Source organism: Halalkalibacter krulwichiae, from assembly GCF_002109385.1.
Lineage (GTDB): Bacteria > Bacillota > Bacilli > Bacillales > Bacillaceae_D > Halalkalibacter > Halalkalibacter krulwichiae.
Genome location: NZ_CP020814.1, coordinates 3,873,874 through 3,899,228 on the forward strand (window position 1 = coordinate 3,873,874; position 25,355 = coordinate 3,899,228).

Sequence of the window (25,355 nt, forward strand, 5' to 3'; positions counted from 1 at the left end):
AAAGGTTTCACCCTTTTTATTCACCCTCGTTTCTTCCTTACCTCGTTCTTGCTTCATTGGCAATATAGAGTCCTACCGTACGGTTTTGATTCCACACTCTGCTCCAATTGCTAAGTGGTACAGGCCGATCTCCGACAAAAGGAGAAATCTCAGGAGTTAACCCTGGTCTTTTGCGGTTTAAAATAAACCAGTCGGTAAAACCACCGCCACTTTGACTGTGTTGCAAATTGATTGGTGAATAACCAGTAATATTGGCTACACCTTGTGCAATCCGTTGTGTATACGGCTCTTGGTTATACCTTGCATAAATGACTTCTCCAGAAGAATGATAAGAAATCGCAGTCATGAAATTACGACTAAGAGTAAAATCATAAAGCGCTTTTGCCTCTGGCTCTGTTAAAGGTGCTGTCCCTTTGTAATTAGCCGGTCCAGGTCTTCCTGGATTATTCGTGATCGTATTCCATAAAGCTGGATATTGACGGTTTAAGTCTACTCCGCGAATGTTCGCCTTCCAGCCTTGGAAGTTCGTGCTTCCATTATTTAATACGATTGCTTGTGAAGGATTTCTCGCTGAATTAGCCCCTTGTTGAACAAGCATAACGCCATCTGGATTTAGCATTGGGACAAACCAAATACTAACATTATTCAAAACCGTTCGTACATTGTAGCCACCATAACTATTGTGACCAGCATATGCTTTGGCATAATCATCGACCATCTTCATTAGAACATTTGTCGTCATATGTTCACGCGCATGATGAGAGCCGTTAAACATGACTTCCTTTGAACCATGCCCTAATTTAATCGCATAGATGTTACGCCCATCAACAGACCGTCCGATCACTCTCGTTTCAATTAAACCTGGATAAAAGAATTCAAGCCTCTCGATGTCGCTGCGCATTTGACTATAACTATACGTTCTGCTGCCATCCACAATCGAGCTGACCGTTCGAGCAACTTCGTTATTGATGACGCGTTTTAGCATCGCTAACGTTGCCTCATCACCAATTCCTGTTTGAAGAAGTCCGTATCTTCTTTGGAACGCCTTAACTTTTTCTTCGGTACTTGGACCAAAGTAATTCGTTGGATTATTCGATACTTTAAAACCAGCTCTTTCTAGGTCCAATTTAAAGTCAATAACATCTGCATGTCTTGAACCATTGAATAGTCTCGTCGAATATTTTTGTAATTCAGCTAATGTAGCTGCATCGACAATTCCAGTTTGCGATAAATTAGCAAAAGCTTGAAATTCTTTTAGACGACTTGTTGTAATCGATCCAAAGAAATTGGTGTTGCTATTGGATACTTTAAAGCCAGCTTGATCAAGCATTATTTTAAGAGTTACGACATCATCACGATACATCCCTTCTTGTAACGGTCCAGTTGCACGGTCTTTAAGCACCTTTTGTGTTCTCGAATCCGCAGCACCGGTCACAGGAAGATTAAAGTCTCTTTGAAACTCACTTACCATGCTCTCTGTAATCGAACCATATAATGAAGTTGGAGTATCAGAAACACCGTATCCAAGTATTGCTAAATGTTGCTTTAATTCAATGACCTTACTATCACGTAAACCTACATACAAACTTCCGCGTGCTAGTTCATTTAACAACGAAGCCGTTTGATGCCCAACAATCCCATCTGCCGTTAATCCATACGTTTCTTGAAACGCGACAACCGCCTGATGCGTCGACGGACCAAAATAAATCGTCGGGGTATTGGATACTTTAAAACCGACTTTTTCTAAGTTTATTTTTAGCGTTCGTGCGTCGTCACGATACATGCCATTTTTCAACGGACCAGTAGCTTCATCCGTTAATACGGCGATCGTCAGTAAATCTGCTTCACCGGTGACAGGAAGCCCATAATCTTCTTGAAATTCACTTACCATTCGCGCTGTAATAGAACCGTACAACTGAGTAGGTGAAGAAGTGACTTCATAGCCTAACACAGCTAAATATCTTTTTAACTGAACAATGTCTGGATGTCTATCTCCATTTTTAAAAGAAGTTAAATCACGTAACTTTTCCCAAACGTCATTTGTCACAACACCATTTTCTGGGAAACCATAATCCTTTTGGAAAGCTGTCACTTGTCTTTCCGTTATCGGTCCAAAATATGTAGTTGGGTTACTTGAAACCCCATAGCCCTTTTTAGCTAACATTTGCTTTAACACAATCACACGTTCATCGTACATTCCAACCCAGAGATTTTCAAAGCGCATTGTTTCTAGAGCTTGCAATGTATCTGACCCAGCAATCCCATCAGGTTCCAGTCCAGCCTGTTGCTGAAATGCTCTGAGTTGCCTGTCTGTAATAGGTCCGAAATAGGTTGTGGGGGTACTTGAAACTCCATGACCGTTTTGAACTAAGTGGATTTTCAACTCGATGACATCTTCACGATACATCCCTTGACGTAGAGGACCAGTTGCAAGTTCTTCAATGAACTCAAATGTCTCTTCATCGACTTCTCCCGTTACGTTTCTTTCATAATCACTCTGAAATTGCTCAACGCTTTCTTCTGTTGATTTTCCAAAGTATTCAACCGGTTGATCGTTTGATTGATACCCTAATATTGCTAAGTACTCTTTTAATTTCGTTACATCTTGAGACTGATCTCCATAACGAAGGGCATGAGCAAGTTCTTCTTCCTCTGCTGCTTCTGCCGTTTCAACTTCTGGCTCTGCCTCCATCGCTGGCTCCGCCTCAACTTCAGCAAGATCCCGTTCGGATTCAACATTCTCTTGTTCTTCTTGAACGGCCTCCTCTGCGTTTGGATCATCTGATACTTCCTGTTTAACAAGCTCTTCTTCCTCTAGCCACTCGTCTTCCATATGAATAGTGGCAAGTTCTTCTCCCTCTTCGCCAAGTAACACGAAAACGAATTGAGCTAATTGTTCAATTGACACACCCTCGAGTTCATAGCGATTCTCTTCCAAATTGTAAACATTTTCAAATTGCTCTTCATCGTGGTAAAACTGAACAGATTCAATAAGACTCTCCTCTATGGAAAGGGAATCTAGCACTAAAGAAAGAATAATAGACGTTTCCTTTTCTTCTTCAATGAATACAATCTGTTCTCGTCCTTCTTCTAACTCCTCAGCAAACGCCAACTGACTACTCGTTACAGAAAGCGGGCCCCATGGAGTAATTAAGAGAAGACAAATAAAGAGCAATGTAAGTTTTTTACTATTCATTACTACCTCCCTGCTTTTTTTACAATTTTTACTACCTTTTTAAAGTTTAATAGATTTTCGATTGTATATCTAGATAAAATCCGACAAAAAAAGAGGCGACCCAAAAACTTTGACTTTTGGATAACCTCTTAATTGAATCCTATTTAAATTGATCAGTGATCTCTTTCAAGTACGCTTGTACATCATCTTTAAGATCTTTGCGGTTCAGTGCAAAATCAACGGTTGCCTTTACAAAACCTAGCTTATCACCGACATCATAACGTTTTCCATCAAAGTGATAGGCTAAAACAGCCTGTGAGTCATTTAGAACATTAATGGCATCCGTTAATTGGATTTCGTTTCCTGCACCAGGTGCTAAATTTTTTAAAATCGAGAAGATCTCTGGCCGAAGCACATAACGACCCATAATTGCATAGTTTGACGGGGCATCCGCAAGTTTTGGCTTCTCTACTAGGCTTTCAATCGACAATGTCTTTGGTTCAATTTCTGAACCTTTCGGATTAATAATCCCATACTTAGATACATCTTGGTCGGGAACCTGTTGTACTCCAATGACAGAAGAATGATAGCGATCAAAGACATTCATTAACTGCTTTAAGCAAGGAACATTAGATTCAACAATATCATCCCCTAGCATAACCGCAAAAGGTTCGTTACCGATGAAGCTCGATGCACAAGCAATCGCATGGCCGAGTCCTTTCGGTTCTTTCTGACGGATGTAATGAATATTAGCTAAGTTTGAAATTCCTTGAATTTCCTTTAATAGTTCAAACTTTTCTTTTGCTGCTAATGTTTCTTCAAGTTCATATGATTTATCAAAATGATCCTCAATGGCTCGTTTTCCACGGCCTGTCACAATAATGATATCCTCTATCCCTGAAGCAATGGCTTCTTCGACAATGTACTGGATAGTCGGCTTATCAACAATGGGCAGCATCTCTTTCGGTTGAGCTTTTGTTGCAGGTAAAAAGCGTGTTCCTAACCCCGCAGCTGGAATAATAGCTTTTCTGACTTTCAAATTAGTCTCCTCCTAAAACAATCATTCAATATATCTGCTCTTTCATTTCATGCGTATCTCATTCGTTCATTATTATAGCAAACTGATAACATATTTACAAAATAGGCCGATTAGTTAATAGCCAGCTTGCTATCTATCAATCTACAGAAAAAGTAGGAAAGGCTGTATGCAACCAACATCAGCCTTTCTACTGCTTCATAGGCAAGAAATCGACAAAATCATCATGTTGTACGATAGCATTTTGTAGTATTATGGTTATTGATAGTAGAGCTTGGCGAAAGATCCGATTTGGTTTCTTTCGGAAAGGAGTGTTTAGTACTTTTGAGGTTTAACAACTTAATAGTTTTCACTGTTGCATTTTTTCTATTTATTGGATTGATCCCTCATTCTGCGATTGATGCCCAAAGCCTTATCTTAAAAAATGGGGACAGGCATCCCGAGGTCATTCAATTGAAACTAGATTTAGAGAAAGCTGGTTTCAAAGTTTCAGACAATCCAACTTCTTTATTTGGTTCGATCACAGAAGCAAAGGTGAAAGAGTTTCAATCCGCCCATGGCCTTGTCGCAGACGGAATTGCTGGGCCTGCGACGTTTAGTACGTTACAGGATGTCATTTCAGATCTCGACAAGAACACATCTGCTTCTTCCACTCCTTCTTTGCTTCGCTTCGGAGATCGTCACCCAGCTGTTGTTCAGCTTAAGCGTGATCTCGACAAAGCTGGTTTTACCGTTCCTGGTAATACAACCGAGTACTTTGGGTCCCAGACTGAAGCTCAAGTTACAGCTTTCCAACGAGCCCATGGCTTAACGGCAGATGGCATTGTTGGACCAGCCACGTTCAGTAAGCTAGAAGAAGTTGTGCAGCAATCTGCATCTCAATCAAGTCCATCTGTTTTACGGTTCGGAGATCGTCATCCTGCCGTTGTTCAGCTTAAGCTTGATCTAGATCAAGCCGGCTTCACCGTTCCTGGTAATACAACGGAGTACTTTGGACCTCAAACGGAAGCCCAAGTCAAGGCGTTCCAACGAGCTAATGGATTAACAGCAGATGGAATTGCTGGGCCTGCGACGTTTACGAAACTTGCAGAAGTCATCCAAGGTATTTCTGAGCCAAGGCCATCCCTTTTACGTATTGGAGACCGCCATGCAGCTGTTATCCAGTTAAAAGAGGATTTAGACAAGGTTGGATTTACCGTTCCTGGTAACACAACCAACTACTTCGGCTCACAAACAGAGGCTCAAGTCAAAGCGTTTCAACAAGCTTATCGCCTTACAGCTGATGGAATTGCTGGACAGGCAACATTCAGTAAGCTTGAGGAAGTCATCAAATCAGGTCATGTCGTTTTACGAAATGGTGTTTATCATCAGGACGTTGTTCAACTTAAAGTGGACCTAGGAAAGTTAGGCTATAGCGTTCCTGGCAATACAACGACATTCTTTGGGTCTCAAACAGAAGCCCAAGTAAAAGCATTCCAGAATGACCATAACCTAGTAGCTACTGGTGTCGCTGATGCTTTAACATTACAAACGATCCAAGCAGCAACTAGCGCACCACCTTCATCTACTCCTTCTTTATTGCGTTTAGGTGATAGACATGACGCTGTCATCGAGTTAAAAGAGGACTTGGATAAAGTTGGATTCACCGTTCCTGGTAACACAACGACTTATTTTGGCTCAAATACAGAAGCTCAAGTTAAGGCATTTCAACGTTCGTATGGCCTGAGTGCTGATGGAATTGCCGGTCCTGCGACTTTGAACAAATTAAATGAAGTCAAATCGAATCGCAACTTAGTCGTTCTTCGTAACGGTGTTTCTCACAGCTCGGTTGTTCAATTGAAGATCAACCTTGGCAAAGCTGGTTTTCCTGTACCTGGCAATACAACTTCATTGTTTGGCTCGCAAACAGAGGCTCAAGTCAAAGCCTTCCAACGTGCACATGGTTTAGTTGCTAGTGGAGTTGCAGACCCTTACACTTTAGAGGTTCTGCAAAATACGGTAAAGAACTCATCGACTGGCTCTCTTTCTGGCAAGCGCATTGTCATTGATGCTGGGCATGGTGGAAGAGACTCTGGTGCTCCAGGTGTGAACGGCTTATATGAAAAAATCGTTGTTCTCGACATTTCAAAACGTGTTGAGACTAAATTAAAAGCAGCAGGAGCAACGGTCATTATGACGCGAACGAATGATACGTATATCTCATTAGATGAACGTGTCCGAATCGCTAACACTTCAAATGCCAGTGCCTTTGTAAGTGTTCATACAAATGCCTTTAACGGAAGTGCACGCGGGGTTGAAACATGGTGGAATCAAAGCCATAGTTCAGCTCTAAGCAGAAATCTTGCTGAAGAAATTCAAAAAGAATTGGTTCCTGCTCTCCAAACGTTGGATCGAGGAGTGAAACATGGAACTTTCCAAGTCATCCGCTCTACGACGATTCCAGCTGTCCTAGTTGAAGCTGGTTTTATCGATAATAGCAGCGATGGTTCAAAATTAGGATCTACGCAATACCGCGAAAGAGTTGCCGATGCGATCTATAAAGGATTAGTTTCACACTACAACAAGCGGTAATCGTAAAAGCTACAAGCAAACTTTTTGCTTGTAGCTTTTTTTGTTCGTTCATGCTGAAATCAAAAAAAGACACCAAAATGTGTTTGGTGTCTTCTTTTCCGTTTATTAACGAAAATCAACTGTCTTTCTTCCAATCGAGTCATAATAGAAACCGTATTGCTCCATTGCATCAAGGGAAAAGACATTTCTTCCATCAATGATAATTGGCTCTTTCACGACTTTCTTTACTTTCGCTAAATCAATCTGTTGAACTTCTTTCCATTCTGTTAAGATGAGGACAGCATCAGCTTCTGAAATCGTGTCATAAATATCAGCTGCCGTCACTAAACCTTCAATGACCTTCTTCGCATTGTCGCTCGCAACTGGGTCAAATGCTACGACTTCCCCACCGAGCTTCTTAATCTCGCGAATGATATCAATCGAAGGAGCATCCCTCATATCATCCGTATTTGGTTTAAAGGCAAGACCGATGACCGCGATCTTTTTCCCTTCTAGAGAACCTAAAGCTTGCTTCAGCTTCTCAACCATACGGTAACGCTGATCGTTATTAACTTCTTCGACATTACGTACGACTTTAAAATCATAGCCAACTTGTTCAGCAATCTTGATAATCGCTCTCGTATCTTTTGGAAAGCAAGACCCTCCATAGCCGATTCCTGCTTGCAAGAACTTAGATCCGATTCTAGAATCCAATCCCATTCCTCTTGCTACTTCCGTTACATCAGCATTTACCTGCTCACAAATATTAGCAATTTCATTAATGAAACTAATCTTTGTCGCTAAAAACGCATTAGACGCATACTTAATCATCTCTGCTGTCTCAATATTGGTGACGACTACTTCTGTCTGAAAAGGCTCATGTAATTTCGTTAAAAGCTCTTCAGCTTTTTTCGACTCTACGCCAATAACAGCTCTCTCCATGTTTTGCGTATCATAAATCGCGCTACCCTCACGTAAGAACTCGGGGTTTGAAGCGACATCGAATTCAACATTCGTTTTTGATTTAATAATGTCTTTGATTTTCTGACCAGTCCCTACAGGAACCGTTGACTTTGTTACAATGACCTTATAGTCATTTAACTGCTCACCAATTTGTGAAGCGACTGCTTCAATATATTGTAAATCTGCTTCTCCATTTTCCTTTGGCGGCGTACCAACCGCAACAAAGATCACTTCTGCCTCTTTCATGCCGTCTGTTAAATTTGTAGTAAACGTTAAACGACCTGCTTTGACATTCTTCTCTACAAGTTCTTTAAGGCCTGGCTCATAGATTGGAATTTCTCCGTTTTTAAGCATATCTACCTTTCGTTGATCTAAATCAACACATGTCACTTGATTTCCCGTATCACTAAAGCACGTACCCGAAACAAGGCCGACATAACCCGTTCCAATCACACAAATGTTCATAGTTTTCGTACTCCTTTTCGAATGTAACCATTCCTCATTATAACTGATTCCTAATTGAAACTAAAATAATTCCATTATTTTTCTTTATTATTTACTTTATTACACGAGTCAGAGACCTGTTCCTAATGGAAGAGGTCTCTTTCAATTATTTACGAATTGTTTCAATTAATTTCCTTCTTGTCTCAGGTGTTGCAATTCCAGTAGGAGAAAGCTTTACAGATGATTGAAACTCTCGAACCTTCGTTGTCGTAATCGGTCCATAGTAATTCGTTGGGCTTCCCGATACCCGGAAACCCGCTTGCTCTAAATCTAGCTTTAGCTGAATAACATCTGGAAGACGATCACCTTCTTGTAACGAGGTCGTTGTCACTTCAGTCAACCTTTGCATCGTCGCAAAATCGGCAACACCCGTTACAGGCAAGCGATAATGAGACTGAAACTCACGAACCCTAGTTGTTGTAATCGGTCCATAGTAATTCGTTGGACTTCCAGAAACACGGAAGCCCGCTTTTTCCAAATTCAACTTTAACGTCACGACACCCGGTAACCGGTCTCCTTCTTGTAAAGTGCCCGAAACGACTTCTTGCAGCTTCCGTAGTGTGCTAGGACCTGCTATCCCATCAGCAGGTAAGCCATGAGCTTGCTGAAATTCTCTTACTTTTCTCGTTGTTATCGATCCGTAATAATTCGTTGGATTCGTTGAAACAAAGAAGCCTGCCAGCTCTAAATCCAGCTTTAATTGGATAACTCCTTCGTGATAATCACCCTGCCTAAAGGTTGGTAAGTTATCTTCAGGCGCTGTCTCCTCAACAATCTTTCTTAATGTATCAAGCGTTCGTTGGTCGACTTCACCGGTTACATCTAGGCCATTTTCCTTTTGAAATTGTTTCACTTGCTCCATTGTAATCGGACCGTAGTACACCGTTGGGTTGCTAGAAACACCGAAGCCCGCTTTTTCTAAGTCGATTTTTAATTGAACGACACCAGGAAGACGATCTCCTAGTTTAAAAATAACCTTAGTGTCTTCTGACTCCTCCTCTTCAGGCGGTTCTGGGGCCGGTTCCTCCTCCGCTTTGTAAGGAGCTTGAACAAGACCGTAGCCAAAGATCTCATCTCGACCGCTAGGCGCAAGGTCAATAGCGCTTTCTTGAAGCTTCTTTCTGTACTCACTAGGCGTTAATCCTGGATTTTGTTGCTTTAACAAGGCAAGGGTCCCTGTTACATAAGCAGATGCCATCGATGTTCCATTTTGTCTAACATAGCGATTATTTAAATGGGTACTTAGTACATTCACTCCAGGTGCTGTCAGCTCAACTGCTGGTCCCGTTGCAGAAAACGAGCCACGTTTGTTGTTTGAATCAACCGCAGAAACAGCAATGACAGAATCATACCTCGCTGGAAATTCAACTGTATTTCCGCTTCCCGTCCCATGATTTCCAGCAGCTGCTACTAGTATGATTCCATGATCATATGCACGGTCGACCATTTGTTTTAATGTGGCCGAATCATTTGACGTTCCTAAGCTTAAATTAATAATGTCGATCTTGTTCGTGATCGCCCAATCTATTCCTTTTACAATATCAGATATATATCCATTTCCTGACTGATCAAGAACTTTAACCGCATAAAGCTCAACATCCGGAGCAACTCCTACAACACCAATGTCGTTGTTTTTCGCACCGATAATTCCAGCGACGTGCGTCCCATGCCCATTGTCGTCATGAAATGATTTTGTATAAGAAGTAATTGCTGTCCCACCGGCAATCTTCAAATCTTCGTGGGCAGCAATCCCTGAATCTAAGACAGCTACTTTCACGCCTTTACCAGTGTAAGCCGATTGCCATGCTAACGGTGCCTTTACTTTCTCAATGCCCCAATCAAACGTTTGATTACTTATTGAAACCGGATGGTCGACTTCTATAAAGGCAATTTCCTCATACCTTTCCAATTCCTCTATCGAATCAATCGGAATTTCAACTGACACGGCTGGTACATGTTCAAACGTACTCAGCAATTCACCCTCTACCTCTGCAAGCAAGCTCTCATCAATCTGTTCTTTGAAAACAACGATCACCTTTTCTGTCTCAGCACTATCAGCCAATGCCGAAAAAGGAGACAGAAATACGATCATCGAAACAAACAAGAAAAGTAAGCTGTTTTTCATTTCCCACCTCTATTAGTATAAAATCAATCATTATTCTATCTATCATAATCATAGTAGATGATTTCTCTTTAAATGAAAACTAGTAAAATACTGGTCTCAAAAAAAGAGGACACTGCAAAGATCGTTATGTTGATCTTTGCAGTGTCCTTTACTCGTTTCTATCTAACTTCCTTTGATTCGTTAAGAACCATTTTAACTTTCTTTGGCTCCACTTGTTCTCCATCCGCTTTCGCCTTATTAATGACGACTAAAATCGTACGTAAGAAGATCACCATATCAAGCCATAGGGAGTAATTTCGAATGTAATGCAAGTCAAATTTCAACTTGTCATTCATATCTGTTGTGTAATTCCCCATAATTTGCGCATAGCCTGTAATACCTGGCTTGACTGCACAACGTGTTTTAAACCAGATGTTTTCCTTTTGGAAATTCTCTGCAAAGAAGTAACGTTCTGGTCTAGGACCAACAATCGACATTTCTCCTTTTAATACATTAATTAATTGAGGAAGCTCGTCAATTCTCGTTAAACGTATAAAATGTCCAACCTTTGTAATCCGGGCATCATTGCTTTTCGCTAATGTTGGACCTGTTTCACTTTCTGCATTTTCTTTCATCGAACGAAACTTCAAGATGTTAAATGGCTTATTAAATTTGCCTAGTCGCTCTTGCTTAAAGAACACACTTCCTCCGTCTTCAAGCTTAATCGCCACAACTGTAGCCAACATTACCGGCAAACTAATGAGTAATAAGACAAGCGAGAATAAAATATCTACTACTCGTTTAATGAACAAATACACACCGTTAATATAAAACGGTTTAACTTGGAGAAGCATCGTGTCGTCGAGTGACGCAATCGATGATTTCATTAATACAAGCTCACTTACTGTTGGGATCACATAGATGTTTTTATTTTTTCTCATCCCAAGATAGAGAACTTCATTTCTAACCTTTGCATGAACAGTTGAACTAATAAAAACAATGTCATAGCTATCGAGTTTAGCCTTAATGGCAGCATAGTTTGTGTTCATATCAATGAAATCGACTTTTTCTTTTTTCGTTACAAGCTTTCTAATGCTATGTTTGATGTTTTCGTATTCACTACGATCACCGATGATGACCGCTTTGCCTTTTGTGAATTGGTTGCACTTAATGATGAACCCTTTCCAAGCAAATAAAAACAGAAACATGAATGCATGAGCCAGGAAAATAACGGATCTCGGTAAAGAAAATTCTCGAAATAAGAACGACATTGCAATCGTGATAATCATGATGAAACCAGATGCAACAACTAATTTCCTTGTTAAATCAAGGAGATCGTGATGAACTAAGCGGTCTAGTTCAAATACGACAATAAAAAAGATCCCTAAAAGTAAGATCCAAGGTAGCAAGTTAACAAAAGAATCTATATTACGTTGTTCAATTAATGTGAAATTCGCAGCCACTCGAAACGAAACGACATATGCGAGTAAGATTAAAAGTACATCGACTAATACGACAGAAACTCTCAATAGACGGTTCGGATTTATATTTGGCATTTTTTAATCTCCTATTATATTAGTCTAGTCTACAAGAAGTGTAACATATAAACTTCTAGATTCAAGACAAGAACTTTGTAGCTTTTTGTAAAATTTACGTTTTTTCAAAAATCTGTCATAAATAGTTACGCAGATCCTTTTTTAAAAAACTAGATGGTCTTGCGTTGTGCCTTTGGTTATTTTAACTGCGCTCTCATACAATTGCAAGTTGTAGATTGTGACAATTGGTTAGCTATTTTCCTATAGTGAAACGTACGAGAAGACTCATACGTTTCAAATTACCATCGATTTTTTCGTTTGGAATGAAAAAGAGGATGTCACAACAGGTTACTGTTTAACCTGTTGGACACCCTCGAAGCCTTCATCACATTTTGGCCGTTTTAGGTTTAAGGATACTGCGTAAAACCATTGCAACTTTTCTAATAGGCATCGTTAACTTCCACGTGCGGCTTTTCCGTATTTCTCTCATTCTTCGTTCAAAGCGATTCTTTTCTTTCTCAAGTTGTGCATATTCCTTTTTCATCATCGTTAATTCATCTTCAAGATGCTCTAACGTCATAATGTTGAATTTGTTGACGAGTTCAAACCCTTTTTTAACTGGTTTCGAATATTCCTCTTCCACACTAATCTCGATTCTTCCAAAAGCCGTACTTTGAATCAAATGTTGCTTGAAAGCTTCCACATCTTCTACTGTTTTCCCAGCAACGACTACTTCTACATCTTGTTTATTAAACTTTTGTACAAAGCCGTGAAGGTTATTGGCGATTGCCTGCTTCAGGAGCCAATTTTGAAAACCGACATGAAAAGGACCGTCAATCACAAATCTCTTCGCTTTCACTGTGACAGGTGAAGGTGGAGCAATTTCAATTTCCACAACGGATCTACTTTGAAGGGAATCGATAATGCTTTTGAAATCAAAGAAAACATTGGAGTTCTCCGTCTTGATTTCAATTGTCTCAGGGAAATAATAATCAATAATGGCTTTAGGTATGTCTTTCGCATTCCCTTCAATCGGATAAATATGAGAGCCTAGTCCAGCCTTCGTATTTAACTCTAAAATGACTCCTGTCTTAAATGAAGGATCAATAATCATATCGACTCCGCATTGAGCAAGTCCTGGTACAGCTTTTACCGCATCAACGGCAATTTTCTTCACTTCATCCGTTAACTGATCCGTTACATCAATCGGGTCGCCTCCAGCTGATACGTTACTAATTTTACGTAAATAAATTCGTTTACCAGCTTTCGGAATGCTTTCAAGTGTATAACCAGCCGATTCAATCGATTGGCGTACTTCTCGATCTAATTTAATTGGGCGGAAATACAAATGCGGGATGCTTTTGCGCTCTTTGTTCTTTAAGCGGATTAGCTGCTGAACCGTATGAATTCCGTCCCCAACAATGTTAGCAGGTCGTCTATTCGCTGCCCCTAATACTTTGTCACCTAGTACGTAAATCCGGATTTCATCACCTGTTACAAATCGCTCCACAATCACTTCCGGAAAGTTCAGCTGCTGCCTGACATAAGTCAACGCTTCAATAAATTCCTGCTCGGTTTCAATGTTTGCAATTACCCCTTTACCAGCACAACCATTCGTCGGCTTGATGACTAAAGGGTAAACAAGGGTCCGTGAATACTCAATAACTTCTTCATCCGTTGCTTCTGCCCCGAATCTTCTTCCCTTCGGAGTAGGCACACCTGCTTTTGTTAAATAATCATTCGTTAACCCTTTGTTATCACAAATGTTATAAGCTTCTTCTGAAACTAGATCACCTTTAGAGCCTTGAAAGTGATGCTCTCTCCCTTGATAGCTAAGAGAATATCTGATTTGCAACTTTCCTTCGTTACTATGATTATAAAATTTTACCGTAATGCCTCTTCGCCACGCCTCAAGAGCAATGACATACATACTTGTTTTCTTCCTACGAGCCTCGAGTGGTACTGCATCAATGTAGTGCGGTAGCCAGTTTCTATTCTGTTGCATACATATCCCTCTTTACTATACTTTCCTTCGCATCGAGCTATGGAAAAGGATCGTCCCTCTACTTTAAGATTATCTTTTCCCTCTAGATGTCATAATCTTTAGTTTGCGAATGGGTCTCGTAATACGCCAAGATAAACTTTCTTCAATTCGTCTATATTTACGTTTCATTAGATTGTATTTCTCTTCAAGCTTCGTCATTTCTTCTGTAAGTTGTTTGTTTTTCTCTCTTTCAACCTGTAGTTCTCTCTTTAGTTTAACCGGTAATTTCGGTTTGTTTTCTCCTAATACTTCAAATCCAACATTTACCGCCTTTGTCCACTCTTGCTCTTGTATGCTTTTGACGGTTGCTTTTAGCGGTCGTTCAGTCTTAATAAACTCATCGAAACGTAAGATGTCCTCTTTTGTACCAGCAACTACAACGAGAAGCTTCTTATCCTTCAAGTTCTCGGCGAAACCATGTAATCGGAATGAGATTGCTTTTCTTTGTAAAAAGCGACGGTAGCCTACGCCTTGAACCTTACCTGTTAACAGATAACTTTTCTGAACAAGTGGCTGAGATGGCGCCGACGGAACGATAAATTCTCCAACCACTCCGCTTCTCAACAAGCTTACAATTGTTTTGTAATTGAAGTAAACATTTTCGATGTTGCTACCAACGGTTTCAGGGAAATAATAATCAATGATTGCCTTAGGCACATCTCGTCCTTCTCCTCTTTCAGGGAACATGATCGATCCGATGTGTGCTCTTGAGTTTACTTCAATGACAACACCTGTGTTTCGCTTCGTATCAATGATCATATCTAATCCACAATGAGCCAGTCCTGCTGCTTTTGCTGCTTGAACAGCAATCGCTCTTGTCTCTTCCGTTAGTTGCGGAGTGAAGTCAACTGGGTCTCCTCCAGCCGAAAGATTGCTTTTCTCTCTTAGGAAAAGTTGCTCCCCTTGTTTTGGGATAGAATCGAGTGTATAACCAGTTGATTCAATAAGACGAAGAACTTCATCATCTATTTTAATCAAACGTTTAGATAAACTAGGATTCGTTTTTCTATGCTTGTTTTTTAAATCAATTAGCTCTTTTACTGTGCTTTTTCCATCACCAATAATATGAGCTGGAATTCGATTCGCTGCCCCTATCACTTGATCTTCAATAACATAAATCCGACACTCTTCCCCTTCAACATGTTGCTCAATGATAATATCGTCATATTGTAAGGTTTCGCGTATATGAACGAGAGCTTCTCGTAGCGAATTAATATTGGCAATGTTGACAATGACGCCTCGTCCCAAACTACCATTCGTTGGCTTTGCGACCAATGGGAACTCAACGGTCTTGGCAAATTCAATCATCTCATCAATGCTATGTTCAGAAGTGAAATTCCGCCCCTTTGGGACTGGTACTCCAGCTTGAGTTAACGTTTGTTTCGTTAATTCCTTGCTTTTGCAAACTTTAATCGACTCTTCCGTAATTTTATCCCCTAGTGAATGAGAAAAGAAATGTTCCCTACCTTGATAACTTAAGGAATAACGGATCTTTAAGCGGTCACCACTTTTATAAACGGAATAAAACTTTAGGGTTAACCCTCTTCTCCAGCCTTCTAATGCAATTGTGTACATACTTAAGTTATCACTGTGAGCTTCTGGCGGAATTGCACCTTCTAAATGCGGCAACCAAATTCTTTGATTCATTATTCTTCCCCTCCTTATAAGGACATTGTCATGACTGGTTCTCTCTGTATAAAAAGTCCTTATGTTACTTTTCGTTTTACCTTTTTGACAATGTCTAGTAGCTTTCTAAACGGTAATGTCAGCCGCCAAATTCTACTTTCTTGTAAGGCTAAGTATTGCTGCTCCACACGATTACGCTTTTTCTCTAGACTTTCGAGCTCTTTTCTCGTTTTTGCAATTTCTGCAATGATTTCTTTGAGCTCTGCTTGAATTTCAAATCCAATTCGTACTGGCTTTTCCCAGCTTTCCTCTTGAATTTCGCTAATCTCCACTTTCTTCGGGTCTAGCTTAATGATTTCTTTGTATTGATTCACAGAATCACTACTTACACCAGCTACTACAACGTCAATACTTTCATTCGTTATATTTGAAATAAACCCATTTAATCCCATCTCAAGAGCACGTTTTCTCAACCACTGATGGAAAGCCACAGGTTGAACCGCTCCTACGACTCTATACTTTTTCGCATAGATCTTTCCTAATTGCGCAGGGGCAACTTCAACTTCAATCGCCGTCTGACTCACTAAAGGTTGGAGAACACTTTTGAAATCAAAATATAAGTTAGTTTTATCACGATTGACTGATTCTGGGAAGTAAAAATCAATAATAGCCCCTGGAACATCACGGCCTTTTCCTGTCATTGGATAAACAAGTGAACCTAACTGTGAGGTAGGATTAAGTTCCAGCACAATCGCTTGCCCTTCTGGCTGTTTCGATGGGTCAATAATAATATCAACTCCACCGTGATAGAGATCCGGTACAGCCTGAATGGCTTTTACGGCTGTTTTTTTCACTTCGTCAGAAAGTTGATCTAACACATCAATTGAATCTCCACCAAGCGAAATATTGCTCTTTTCGCTTAAATAGACGACTTCCCCTTTTTTCGGAATGCTTGTTACACGATAACCAGCGTCTTCCAAAACTCCATTCATTTCGTGATCGATTTTGATTAAACAACTAAACAAGCGAGGATTCTTTTTTCTTTCCTCATTTTTCAGCTCAATTAACTGTTGAACCGTACTAGAGCCATCCCCAATCACATTAGCAGGAATTCGTTGAATCGCACCAACTACTTTGTCTCCGACAACATACAGTCGGTAGTCATGACCCGGGATGAACTGTTCTACAATGACATCAGGGTATTGTAACTCAGAGCGAACAAGGATTAAAGCAACTTCTAACTCTTCAGTTGTTTCAATTTTCGTAACGACTCCACGTCCGAAGCTTCCATCAGTTGGTTTAACGACTAACGGGAAGCCAATCTGCTGCGTTGCATATTCAATAATCTCTCTATTTTCAACTTCAGCACTGAAACGTCGTCCTTTTGGGACTGACACTCCTGCTTTTGTTAGCCATTCCTTTGACTTTTCTTTATCGGCACCAATTTCAAGCGCTTCATTGGTTACCTTATCTCCTCTTGAGCGAAAGAAGTAATGCGTTCTCTCAGCCGAGCTAAGGGAAAAAAGTCTTCCTGGACGATCGACGTACCACACCTTCATATGATCAAACTTGTCCGATTCTTTCGTATACCACTTCAGAGTTAACCCTCGACGCCACCCCTCTAAGGCAATAATATAAGGACATAATTCATGACCGCGTGCGCCCTCTACCACTTCTGCCGGAAGATCAGGGAGCCATTCTGTCTTATTTTGATTCATTGAGTTTCCTCCTAAAAATCGATCAACTTACTAATGGAATTGACAATCTATTTCAATTTTGGTCTTACTTATCTTGTTGTGACCCTAGCAACTGATTAAAAGGAACAAAAGATTTCCCTGCAAGCAAATCTTTTAGCAGACGAGCTTCCGCTTCTAAATAATACTCGCCAAGGAGGCGATCTGTTGTTTCATTAAAGTGATCGTAATGACCAGGCTTTGGCGTGAATTCTCCAAACACTAATTCGTTTGAACTTTTCAAGAAATCAATCCGCATAAAAGGAGCAGGGATTTCCAAACTAAGCTTGTTAGCAAGCTCTAGTTCTTCGTCTGTAAACCCGTCCCCTTCAAAGCTTGCCTCTTCATACTTTCCTGTCTTTACTTGCTCACCCGTTGCCGTCCACCAACAATACTTTACTTCGGGATACCTTTTTATTTCAAGAATAAGCGCAACTTTTCCATAAAAACAATAAAATTTCAAATCACGCGCTGGTATGTGCTCAAGCTCGTTTTCAAGAACGAGCTCTTCTAGCATCCATTGATCGCTTTCAACTAAGCCAGCAACCAGGTCTGCTTGAACAAAAGCCTCAAGTTCCGACCAGCTTTCTAGTATTTGTGAACGTTTCACATCTTGGATACGAGATAGATCATGCACCAAGTAAACCCCGCGCGAACCCGCACCATCGACTGGCTTAATCACGATGCCAGACTGCTTTGGAATATCCGCAAAGGAGTACTGTTCTGTCGAGACCCACGGCCTTCTAACTTGTAATGCATCAACAAACGCATACGCATCAACCTTATCGTCGAGTACCCACTCAGGGAGCGCCGCTTCAAGCTGTCTTTGTCTTGCGCGCAAGCTAAGGCTCGCTTTAAAAGAGGCTACTTGATTCAGCGACAACTTATCAGCTGTTTCAGCGGTGCGAATGATGAATTCCGGTATTTCTTCTATTTTCAAACCTTGCAACACTTTGTCGTATACTACTTTTCGGCTTGCTTCATCTTTGTTACTATAGAGCCTTGCTGCATGCTTTAACGCTGTCGAATAGTTATGATCATGTTCTGCACGTTGCAGCACAAGTTGATCAATACAACTCAGGACTTCGCCTCTTTCCACTGCTTCTTGAACCATATTCTTGTATCCAGCCTGATCAAGCTCTTCTAGCTGTAAAAGCAAAGCTTGTTCACGATCTGCTTGAGCTTTCGCCTTCTGTTCACTTGCCTTCAATCTTTGCTTCGTAACAATGGCTTCCCTCTCAAGCTTTTTATTCAACGTTTCTAGCTTTTGCTTATCGTCTTTTAGAGCTTGATATTTTGAGCCGACCAAAGAGGTTTGCAGAGCATTCAGCGATTTCTTTACGAACGCAATCGTACGTCTTAGCGGTAATGAAAACTTCCACATTGGACTTTTCGTAATGGTTTTGTAGTTTCGCTCAACAAGGTCTTTTTCTTTTTGAAGCTTCTTTTTTTCTTTTTGGAGCTTCTGTAATGCAGCCTCTTGCTTAATTAATTTGCTTAATAATGCTTCTTCCTTTGGCACCCTAGTCGTAGAATTTTGTTCAAGCTGTGACTGTTTCTTTTCTTCATTTACTGTCACGGTTTGCCCTACTTTCAGAAATGATGTTTTCGACTTTCCAATCTCTTGGATCCATAGAACTAGATTCCGTTGAAAGAATGGAACGTGATTCGGCATTAAGCGGGTGCCAGGTCGCTTTTTGGCCAAAGTATTGATCAACATGCTTTTCGCATGTAGGAATATCGAAGCTTTGTCCCTTTTCTTGTTCGCGATCATCCTTAGATACAACAACATGTACTTCTTCGGACTTCACTTCAGGTAGATACTTTTGCCAAACTTCCAGCGATGGAGGATGTTTAATGATCAATTGTTTACATTGAATTTTCTCACCGTAAACAACCATCTGAACGAGATTCCCATCCAATATTTCACGAATACGAGCATTTACTTTTTTATCAGGGCTTACTTCATATTGAAACAGCTGCATCAAACCGACTTTTAATTGTTGCTGCTTCAACCATTCAATTTCTGCTATGACTGCTGTAATAGAATCATCTGTTAAACGGAAGTCATGACCAATTAACACATCAAATACGCGGTAACCATCGACTTTCTCTTCTCTTTCAGGCCACATTGGTTCTGGTACAGCAAAAGGTCGCTCTTTCTGCGGGAATGAATAATATAGTTGATCCGAATTCTCATGAACATAATCATGACCTTCTTCATACTCTCTCCGCACACCCATTTTAAATCCATGGTAGCCAAAAGCAGAGTTTCCTGTTAAAGAAGTCGCAGTTTGACGTTGGAACGATAGCGGACCAGTCGGCAACGCAACAATTGATTTTTCTCCAAAAATCTTTTTAATCCGTCTAATGAACTCAGAATCAGCTGCAAATCGAACCGTGTCCCAGTAACCCAATTTCTCTAATACCACTTCCCGTCTAAATAGAAAAGAAGACATGTTACTAAAAATATACGTACCTGGTTTGCCACGTCGATAAAATTTAAGATCCTCTGTTGCTCTTGCCTGCTCTGATGTATTCCCAACGACATCCGGGTTTTCAAGTAAATGGCGAACTTGTCTTTCAATCTTTTCAACATGCGACCAATCATCGGCATCATGGATGGTTACAAATTCACCTGTTACTTCCTGCAAAGCAAGGTTTCTTGCGGCGTAAGCTCCACCATTTTTCTTTGCTTTAATGAGCTTTACTCTTTCATCCTGCTTGATGTAACGTTCAACGACTTCTACGGTGTTATCTTGACTACAATCATCGACGACAACGATTTCAAGGTTCTTCCAAGTCTGAGTTAGCATCGACGTCAAAGACGTTCCGACACCATCTTCTGCATTGTAAACCGGAATGATCACCGAAACTTTTGGAGCCTCAGCCGACGATGACGAAACTTTCTTTCCTACTGATGACAAGCAGTCATACGGCTCTTTTCCTTTTTTCAAATCTAGAAGAACTTCAGAAGTACCGTAAAGCTTCAAAGCTTGATTAGCCCACTTTAAGCGCTCTGTAACAGAATCCTCCAAGTTGGCTGCTGCTAGTAATACATCTGGATGTTGCTCTTCTTCTTTTAGAAAAGGAGCTAAAGCTTGTTTGGCGCGATCTACTTCTCCTAAAATCTCATAGCACTCAGCCTGCATAATCGCCGCTTGACGCTTTCTGTTAAGGTCGACTTCATCGTCTAGTACTTTCGTTAATAGGTCTAGGCACATACGTGCATGTTTCTTGTCATATTGATTGGCATGCCATAACGCAAGTTCCCATCTCGCAAGGCGATTTAAATAAGGTTCATCTTCTCGATTGCATAGTTCCTCAAGCTCTTTGAGTCCTCTTTCTGTAAAACCGAGATTGTATAAGCGATGCTTTACTTGATTCACTTCGCTCCGTTGCCACTTCCCCGATAATAAAATCTTTTTTAGATAATATTTTTGTTTATCAGTAAGCGAGTTTTTGATTTTCTCACGTTGCTTTGGTGTAAGCACCTTATAGCTCAAACGCTCAGTCATATTTAACATTTTTCGGATGTTTGATTTAACCATCTTATCCTCAACACCTATTCAATCTATTGTTAGTCCTGTTTCGTTTCTTCTGTTACAGCTGGCTTTACTGCTTTCTTGCGTCGTTTTTTCTTCCGTAGCGTCGTTTTTTTCGCGGCCTTCTTCGTTCCGCCTACACTTTCTGTATAGAGCGCTACTGCTTCAGCTGGATCTCCATCAAAGCGAACTTGTCCTCTTTCCATCCAGATGACACGCGTACAAATTTTCTCAACAAATCTCATGCTATGAGAGACGATAATGACGGCTTTCGCGCTTTCCATCATATCTTGAATTCGCTCACTTGCCTTTTGCTTGAATGCCATATCGCCTGTCGACAACGCCTCATCAATAATGAAGATATCTGGTTGAAGAGTCGCCGCGATACTGAAACCTAAACGAGCCTGCATCCCGCTTGAATATTCCTTTACCGGCTTATCAATCGCTTGCTTAAGCTGTGAAAATTCAACGATTTCCGGGTAGTCGGCTTCAATTTTTTCTTTTGGAATCCCAAGCAACATTCCATTTAAATAAATATTATCTCTTCCTGATAATTGAGCATTGAATCCTGTCCCATATCCTAATAAGGAAGTTGTCTCTCCATCAAGTTTGATGTTTCCTTCATCAGGAGTCAGGATGTTTGTCATTAGTTTACACAATGTACTTTTACCAGCACCATTGTGACCAATAACTCCAACAACTTCTCCTTCTTTCACTTCAAAACTTACATTCTTAAGCGCCCAAAACGTATCTTTTTTCACGTTGTAAGCTACACCAACATTTTCAGCTTTGACCACTGTTTTGTCTTTCATGTTCAGTGTTGTTTTTTCAATATCAAGCCTTTTTCGTTTTCTACGTGCTTTAACAGGAACAGACGCTTTATACATTTCAACGACTTCTTTTGGGTCTCCCACTTGACGAATGACCCCTTTATCTAACCAGACTAAGCGATCACAATTTTTTTCTGCGAAGCGAAGCGAATGAGTTACAAGAACAACCATTTTGGCTTTTGCAACAAGCTCCTTCATCTTTTCAGCTGCTTTCTTACTAAAAGCAGCATCTCCAGTGTTAAGGGCTTCATCTAAAATTAAAATCTCTGGCTCTAAAAAAGAAGCCACACTAAATCCTAGCCGTGCTTTCATTCCACTAGAATAAGTTTTCATAGGTTGATCAAGGAACTTTCCAAGTTCAGAGAACTCATGAATTTCGTCAATGAATTCATTGATCTTCGCTTTTTCAATTCCGAGCATCATTCCGTTTAAATAAACGTTCTCACGCCCTGTTAGTTCCTTATTGAATCCCATACCAAGTGAGAACAAGGCAGAAACTCGGCCATCAACCATTAACTCCCCTTCATCAGGGGTAAGAATTCCAGAGATCATTTTACATAGAGTCGTTTTCCCTGAACCATTTGAACCAATGATTCCAAGGATTTCACCTTGATAGCCTGTCAGATTTAAATTTCGTAAAGGCCAAAAAACTTTATCCTTTTGCTCTTGATCTTCTTTCTTTTTTTAAACAAGTTAATGACATGCGATTTATAGTCATCCTTCTGCTGAGCATTGAAGGCTACTCCTAAGTTATCTAGCCGTAACACCACTTCTCTAGCTTCAGCAGATGGATTGTTTGAGTTGTTTTCGGTTACTGACATATGAAACCCCTCTTTTATAATGCTTTTATAATTTTGTGTTCGTTGCGGCTATAGAAATACAGTAGAATGGCTATGACGACCGCAGAAGACAGCGCAATGACAAGCAATCCGCCAAACTGTGGATTCGTCTGATACATTAATACAGCCCGATAAGAATCTAATATGATCGCAACAGGGTTAATCGCCACAAGCCAGCTATACTCAGCAGGCAAGCGTCCACCCTCCCAAATAATTGGCGATGCATAGAAGAAAACCCTAAGTACATGAGATAGAATGTTATCAATATCTCGTACAAAAACACAAATATAGGCTACAAATAGACTTATAGCCAACAAGAACACTAATTGCACCAATATAATAAGTGGTAAATACACGACCTGCCAACCTGGCATCACCCCAAAAATAATTAGGAAAATCGCGATGACAACTAACCCAAAAACAAAGTTCACAACTTGAGTCGAAGAAGCTGCAAGTGGGAAAATTGATTTAGGCAAGTACACTTGGTTGATAATCGAAGAATGTTTCACAATCGCCCGTGCTGATGTATTCACCGTTGTATTCATCCAACGCCAGCCAATCAGCCCGATGACAAGAAAGACAGCAAAGTTCTCGCCGCCTCGCCCCAAAATAATACCGACTAAAAAATAATAAACGGCTACATTTAATAACGGATCTAACAACCACCAGAAATACCCTAAATAGCTATTTCGATGCTCTGCCTTTAATCCAGATTTCACAAGATATATTAATAGATCTTTTCTTTTCAGAATTTCGTTTATATACTCACGCATAAATTTCATTTACACCGCCATTCAATTGAATAGAAATAAGAGGACTTGTATTTCGGTCCTACAAATTCTACTTATTATACATAGTCCCAATCTCCATGTATAGATGCTTCACAAAAATTTCGTTTCAGCTATGCTTGATATTTCTTTAATTTAAAATAAACATAATGGATGAAGTACCATATACTTTTTGCTAAACCAATCTTTTCAATTTTCCGGTACACATACCAATTTTGCTTAGCCATCTTTATTTTATTACTGGAAATCGATTGTTCAACGACACGATATTTCGCTAACGGTTCTTTAAGTCCGTAAGCTGTAAAACCTCTTTTCGTTAAGTCAAGCCATAGTACGTAATCCTGACGTGTACGAATGTTCACCATCTCAATGTCTCCAATTGCCTCTTTATCAAGCATAACCGTTAGACATCCAATGACGTTGTTTTTCAAAAGTTCCTCATAGGTCACTTGATCAGGAACTCCAATGGTTGTACCCGTATTCTCACCTGCTTCATTAATGACATGATAAGCAGAAAACGAAAACGCAATTTGCTGATCAACCATAAACTGAAGTTGCTTCTCCAACTTATTTGGAAGCCATTGATCATCACTATCTAAGAAAGCAAGAAAACGGCCCTTCGCATTGTTAATTGCTGTATTTCGAGTGATCGCTGGTCCACTATTTTCTGTTAACTTGATCAGCTTAATTCTTTCATCTTGTTCCATATACGTTTGAACAAGCTCTACCGTTTCGTCCTTGGAACAATCATCAACAATGATCATCTCCCAGTGACGGTACGTTTGAGCAAGCACTGATTTCATTGTCTCTTCAATAAAACTTTCAGAATTGTAAGCTGGTGTAATAATAGAAATTAACGGAGTTCTCTTCTCATTTTGCACATTTATCACCATTATTAAAAGTTTCTTTGCTTAAATGACTCAGTTTGATCCTGTGCCAATTCTAACTCCTGATACCACTGAACAAGCTTTTCAGCTTCTTTGTCCCAGTTCAACTGTTCCCTGACAGATTTTTTTCCATTTTCGCCCATATTCCATGCTTCCTCTGGATGCGTTCTTATATACTCAATTGCTGCCTTTAATTCCGTATCATTCGTTGGATCGACTGCGATTCCGCAGCGATGTGTCTCGACAAATTGCTTCCAAACAGGGAAGTTTGAGCAAATAATCGGTAGCCCGTAGCTCATATATTCAAAGAACTTCGTCAGTTCTTTTTTCATATAGTGATCATCTCTTGGAAAAAGCGCAATCCCAGCTAACCAATTTCTTGAGCTGTAGGCTTGGTCAATTTCGTCTTTTGGAACATAACGATCAATGCCTTCAATCTTCACTTGGCTACGATAATCACCAGCTTGTTCCAACATATTCTCAGCTAAATGCTTCGGACATTTCCCATAGAAATGAATCGACATCGACGGGTCGACAACTGGTATTCTCGCCTGCAAAAGAGCCCCTCTTTCAACAGAGACATTTCCTGTATAAATGATTTCGTCAACAACCGGCTCTTTCGTCTTCCTAGCTGTCCTTGCTTCTGGATTCAAGATCGGATAATTTAAGACACATGTGCCTCTTGGGTATTTCTCTTTATAGTACTTTTCCGCTAAGCATAACTCTAACTTTTGGGCAAAGATTCCCTCGATGGTACGGTACGCTTTGGCGATTAGCTTCCGCATTGGCTTCTTTATATAATCCTTTTGCATGATACTCGTTTCATAGTCTTCGTGAATATCATAAATGACGACATTGTCTTTTTTCTTTAAAAGCCAAGCTACAGGAAGCAGCTCAGGGTCATGAATTTGATAGAAATCAGCCTTTTGTTTCTTTGCTGCTTTGTACGCTTCAACTGTCGAGAGCAGCATTCTTAAAATCTTGTTTTTTCGTTTTGTGATCGAGACGACATTGACATTGCTTTCTTTAATGGTCTCTTTTCCGTCCGGTGCGATTAACGTTACATCATAGCCTGCCTCTTGAAGAGACTGACATTCTTTATAATAAATTCGCGGGTCTAATGGATGGTGTACCGTTGTAATGTGTACAACCTTTTTTCGATTAGTCATCGCTTCACTCTTCCTTGTTCATCAATT

At 40.2% G+C, this 25,355-nt stretch carries 16 protein-coding genes; 1 reads left to right on the forward strand and 15 read right to left on the reverse strand.

What is annotated here, in order from left to right:
- Positions 1–37: 37 nt before the first annotated feature.
- Both BkAM31D_RS19650 and galU read right to left on the reverse strand, forming a co-directional pair.
- Positions 38–3,196, reverse strand: a complete 3,159-nt coding sequence (locus BkAM31D_RS19650) for a peptidoglycan-binding protein (RefSeq protein WP_066158225.1) — start codon at positions 3,194–3,196, stop codon at positions 38–40.
- A 139-nt stretch (positions 3,197–3,335) separates the two neighbouring features.
- Entirely contained in the window at positions 3,336–4,214 is an 879-nt protein-coding gene (gene galU / locus BkAM31D_RS19655) for a UTP--glucose-1-phosphate uridylyltransferase GalU (protein ID WP_066158227.1), read from the reverse strand.
- A 321-nt stretch (positions 4,215–4,535) separates the two neighbouring features.
- On the opposite strand from galU, the gene BkAM31D_RS19660 reads away from it, so the two are divergent.
- Positions 4,536–6,782: an N-acetylmuramoyl-L-alanine amidase gene (locus tag BkAM31D_RS19660; RefSeq protein ID WP_066158229.1), complete on the forward strand. Its 2,247-nt coding sequence runs from the start codon at positions 4,536–4,538 to the stop codon at positions 6,780–6,782.
- A 105-nt stretch (positions 6,783–6,887) separates the two neighbouring features.
- Here BkAM31D_RS19660 and BkAM31D_RS19665 read toward each other — a convergent pair whose 3' ends face one another.
- From BkAM31D_RS19665 to BkAM31D_RS19720, 13 genes are all read right to left on the reverse strand, one after another.
- The gene (locus tag BkAM31D_RS19665) at positions 6,888–8,189 is read right to left on the reverse strand and encodes a UDP-glucose dehydrogenase family protein (RefSeq protein ID WP_066158231.1); all 1,302 of its coding nucleotides are present in this window, start codon (positions 8,187–8,189) and stop codon (positions 6,888–6,890) included.
- A gap of 145 nt (positions 8,190–8,334) precedes the next feature.
- Complete coding sequence (locus BkAM31D_RS19670; protein WP_066158233.1) at positions 8,335–10,353, reverse strand: peptidoglycan-binding protein; 2,019 nt, start codon at positions 10,351–10,353, stop codon at positions 8,335–8,337.
- A 158-nt stretch (positions 10,354–10,511) separates the two neighbouring features.
- Positions 10,512–11,888 carry a sugar transferase gene (locus BkAM31D_RS19675; protein WP_235820531.1) on the reverse strand — a complete coding sequence of 459 codons (1,377 nt, stop codon included), beginning with the start codon at positions 11,886–11,888 and terminating at the stop codon, positions 10,512–10,514.
- 364 nt (positions 11,889–12,252) lie between these two features.
- Entirely contained in the window at positions 12,253–13,872 is a 1,620-nt protein-coding gene (locus tag BkAM31D_RS19680) for an ATP-grasp domain-containing protein (protein WP_066158235.1), read from the reverse strand.
- Positions 13,873–13,941: 69 nt separating this feature from the next.
- The gene (locus tag BkAM31D_RS19685) at positions 13,942–15,558 is read right to left on the reverse strand and encodes an acylphosphatase (protein WP_066158238.1); all 1,617 of its coding nucleotides are present in this window, start codon (positions 15,556–15,558) and stop codon (positions 13,942–13,944) included.
- A 59-nt stretch (positions 15,559–15,617) separates the two neighbouring features.
- Positions 15,618–17,255, reverse strand: a complete 1,638-nt coding sequence (locus BkAM31D_RS19690) for an acylphosphatase (protein ID WP_066158240.1) — start codon at positions 17,253–17,255, stop codon at positions 15,618–15,620.
- 64 nt (positions 17,256–17,319) lie between these two features.
- Positions 17,320–18,849, reverse strand: a complete 1,530-nt coding sequence (locus tag BkAM31D_RS19695) for an ATP-grasp fold amidoligase family protein (protein ID WP_066158242.1) — start codon at positions 18,847–18,849, stop codon at positions 17,320–17,322.
- Positions 18,836–20,821, reverse strand: coding sequence for a glycosyltransferase family 2 protein (locus BkAM31D_RS19700; RefSeq protein WP_066158245.1), 1,986 nt, complete (start codon positions 20,819–20,821; stop codon positions 18,836–18,838). Before BkAM31D_RS19700 ends, BkAM31D_RS19695 begins: the two co-directional genes overlap by 14 nt.
- Positions 20,822–20,850: 29 nt before the next feature.
- A complete protein-coding gene (locus tag BkAM31D_RS19705) occupies positions 20,851–22,269 on the reverse strand; it encodes an ABC transporter ATP-binding protein (RefSeq protein WP_306807473.1) in 1,419 nt (472 codons plus the stop codon).
- A 2-nt stretch (positions 22,270–22,271) separates the two neighbouring features.
- Positions 22,272–22,466 (reverse strand): hypothetical protein, encoded by a 195-nt coding sequence (locus BkAM31D_RS24750; RefSeq protein WP_306807415.1) that lies wholly within the window; start codon positions 22,464–22,466, stop codon positions 22,272–22,274.
- 14 nt (positions 22,467–22,480) lie between these two features.
- On the reverse strand, positions 22,481–23,257 hold the full coding sequence (locus tag BkAM31D_RS19710; protein ID WP_066158332.1) for an ABC transporter permease: 777 nt from the start codon (positions 23,255–23,257) through the stop codon (positions 22,481–22,483).
- A gap of 128 nt (positions 23,258–23,385) precedes the next feature.
- A complete protein-coding gene (locus tag BkAM31D_RS19715; RefSeq protein WP_066158249.1) occupies positions 23,386–24,165 on the reverse strand; it encodes a glycosyltransferase family 2 protein in 780 nt (259 codons plus the stop codon).
- A 2-nt stretch (positions 24,166–24,167) separates the two neighbouring features.
- Positions 24,168–25,328, reverse strand: a complete 1,161-nt coding sequence (locus BkAM31D_RS19720) for a glycosyltransferase (RefSeq protein ID WP_066158251.1) — start codon at positions 25,326–25,328, stop codon at positions 24,168–24,170.
- Positions 25,329–25,355: the final 27 nt, after the last annotated feature.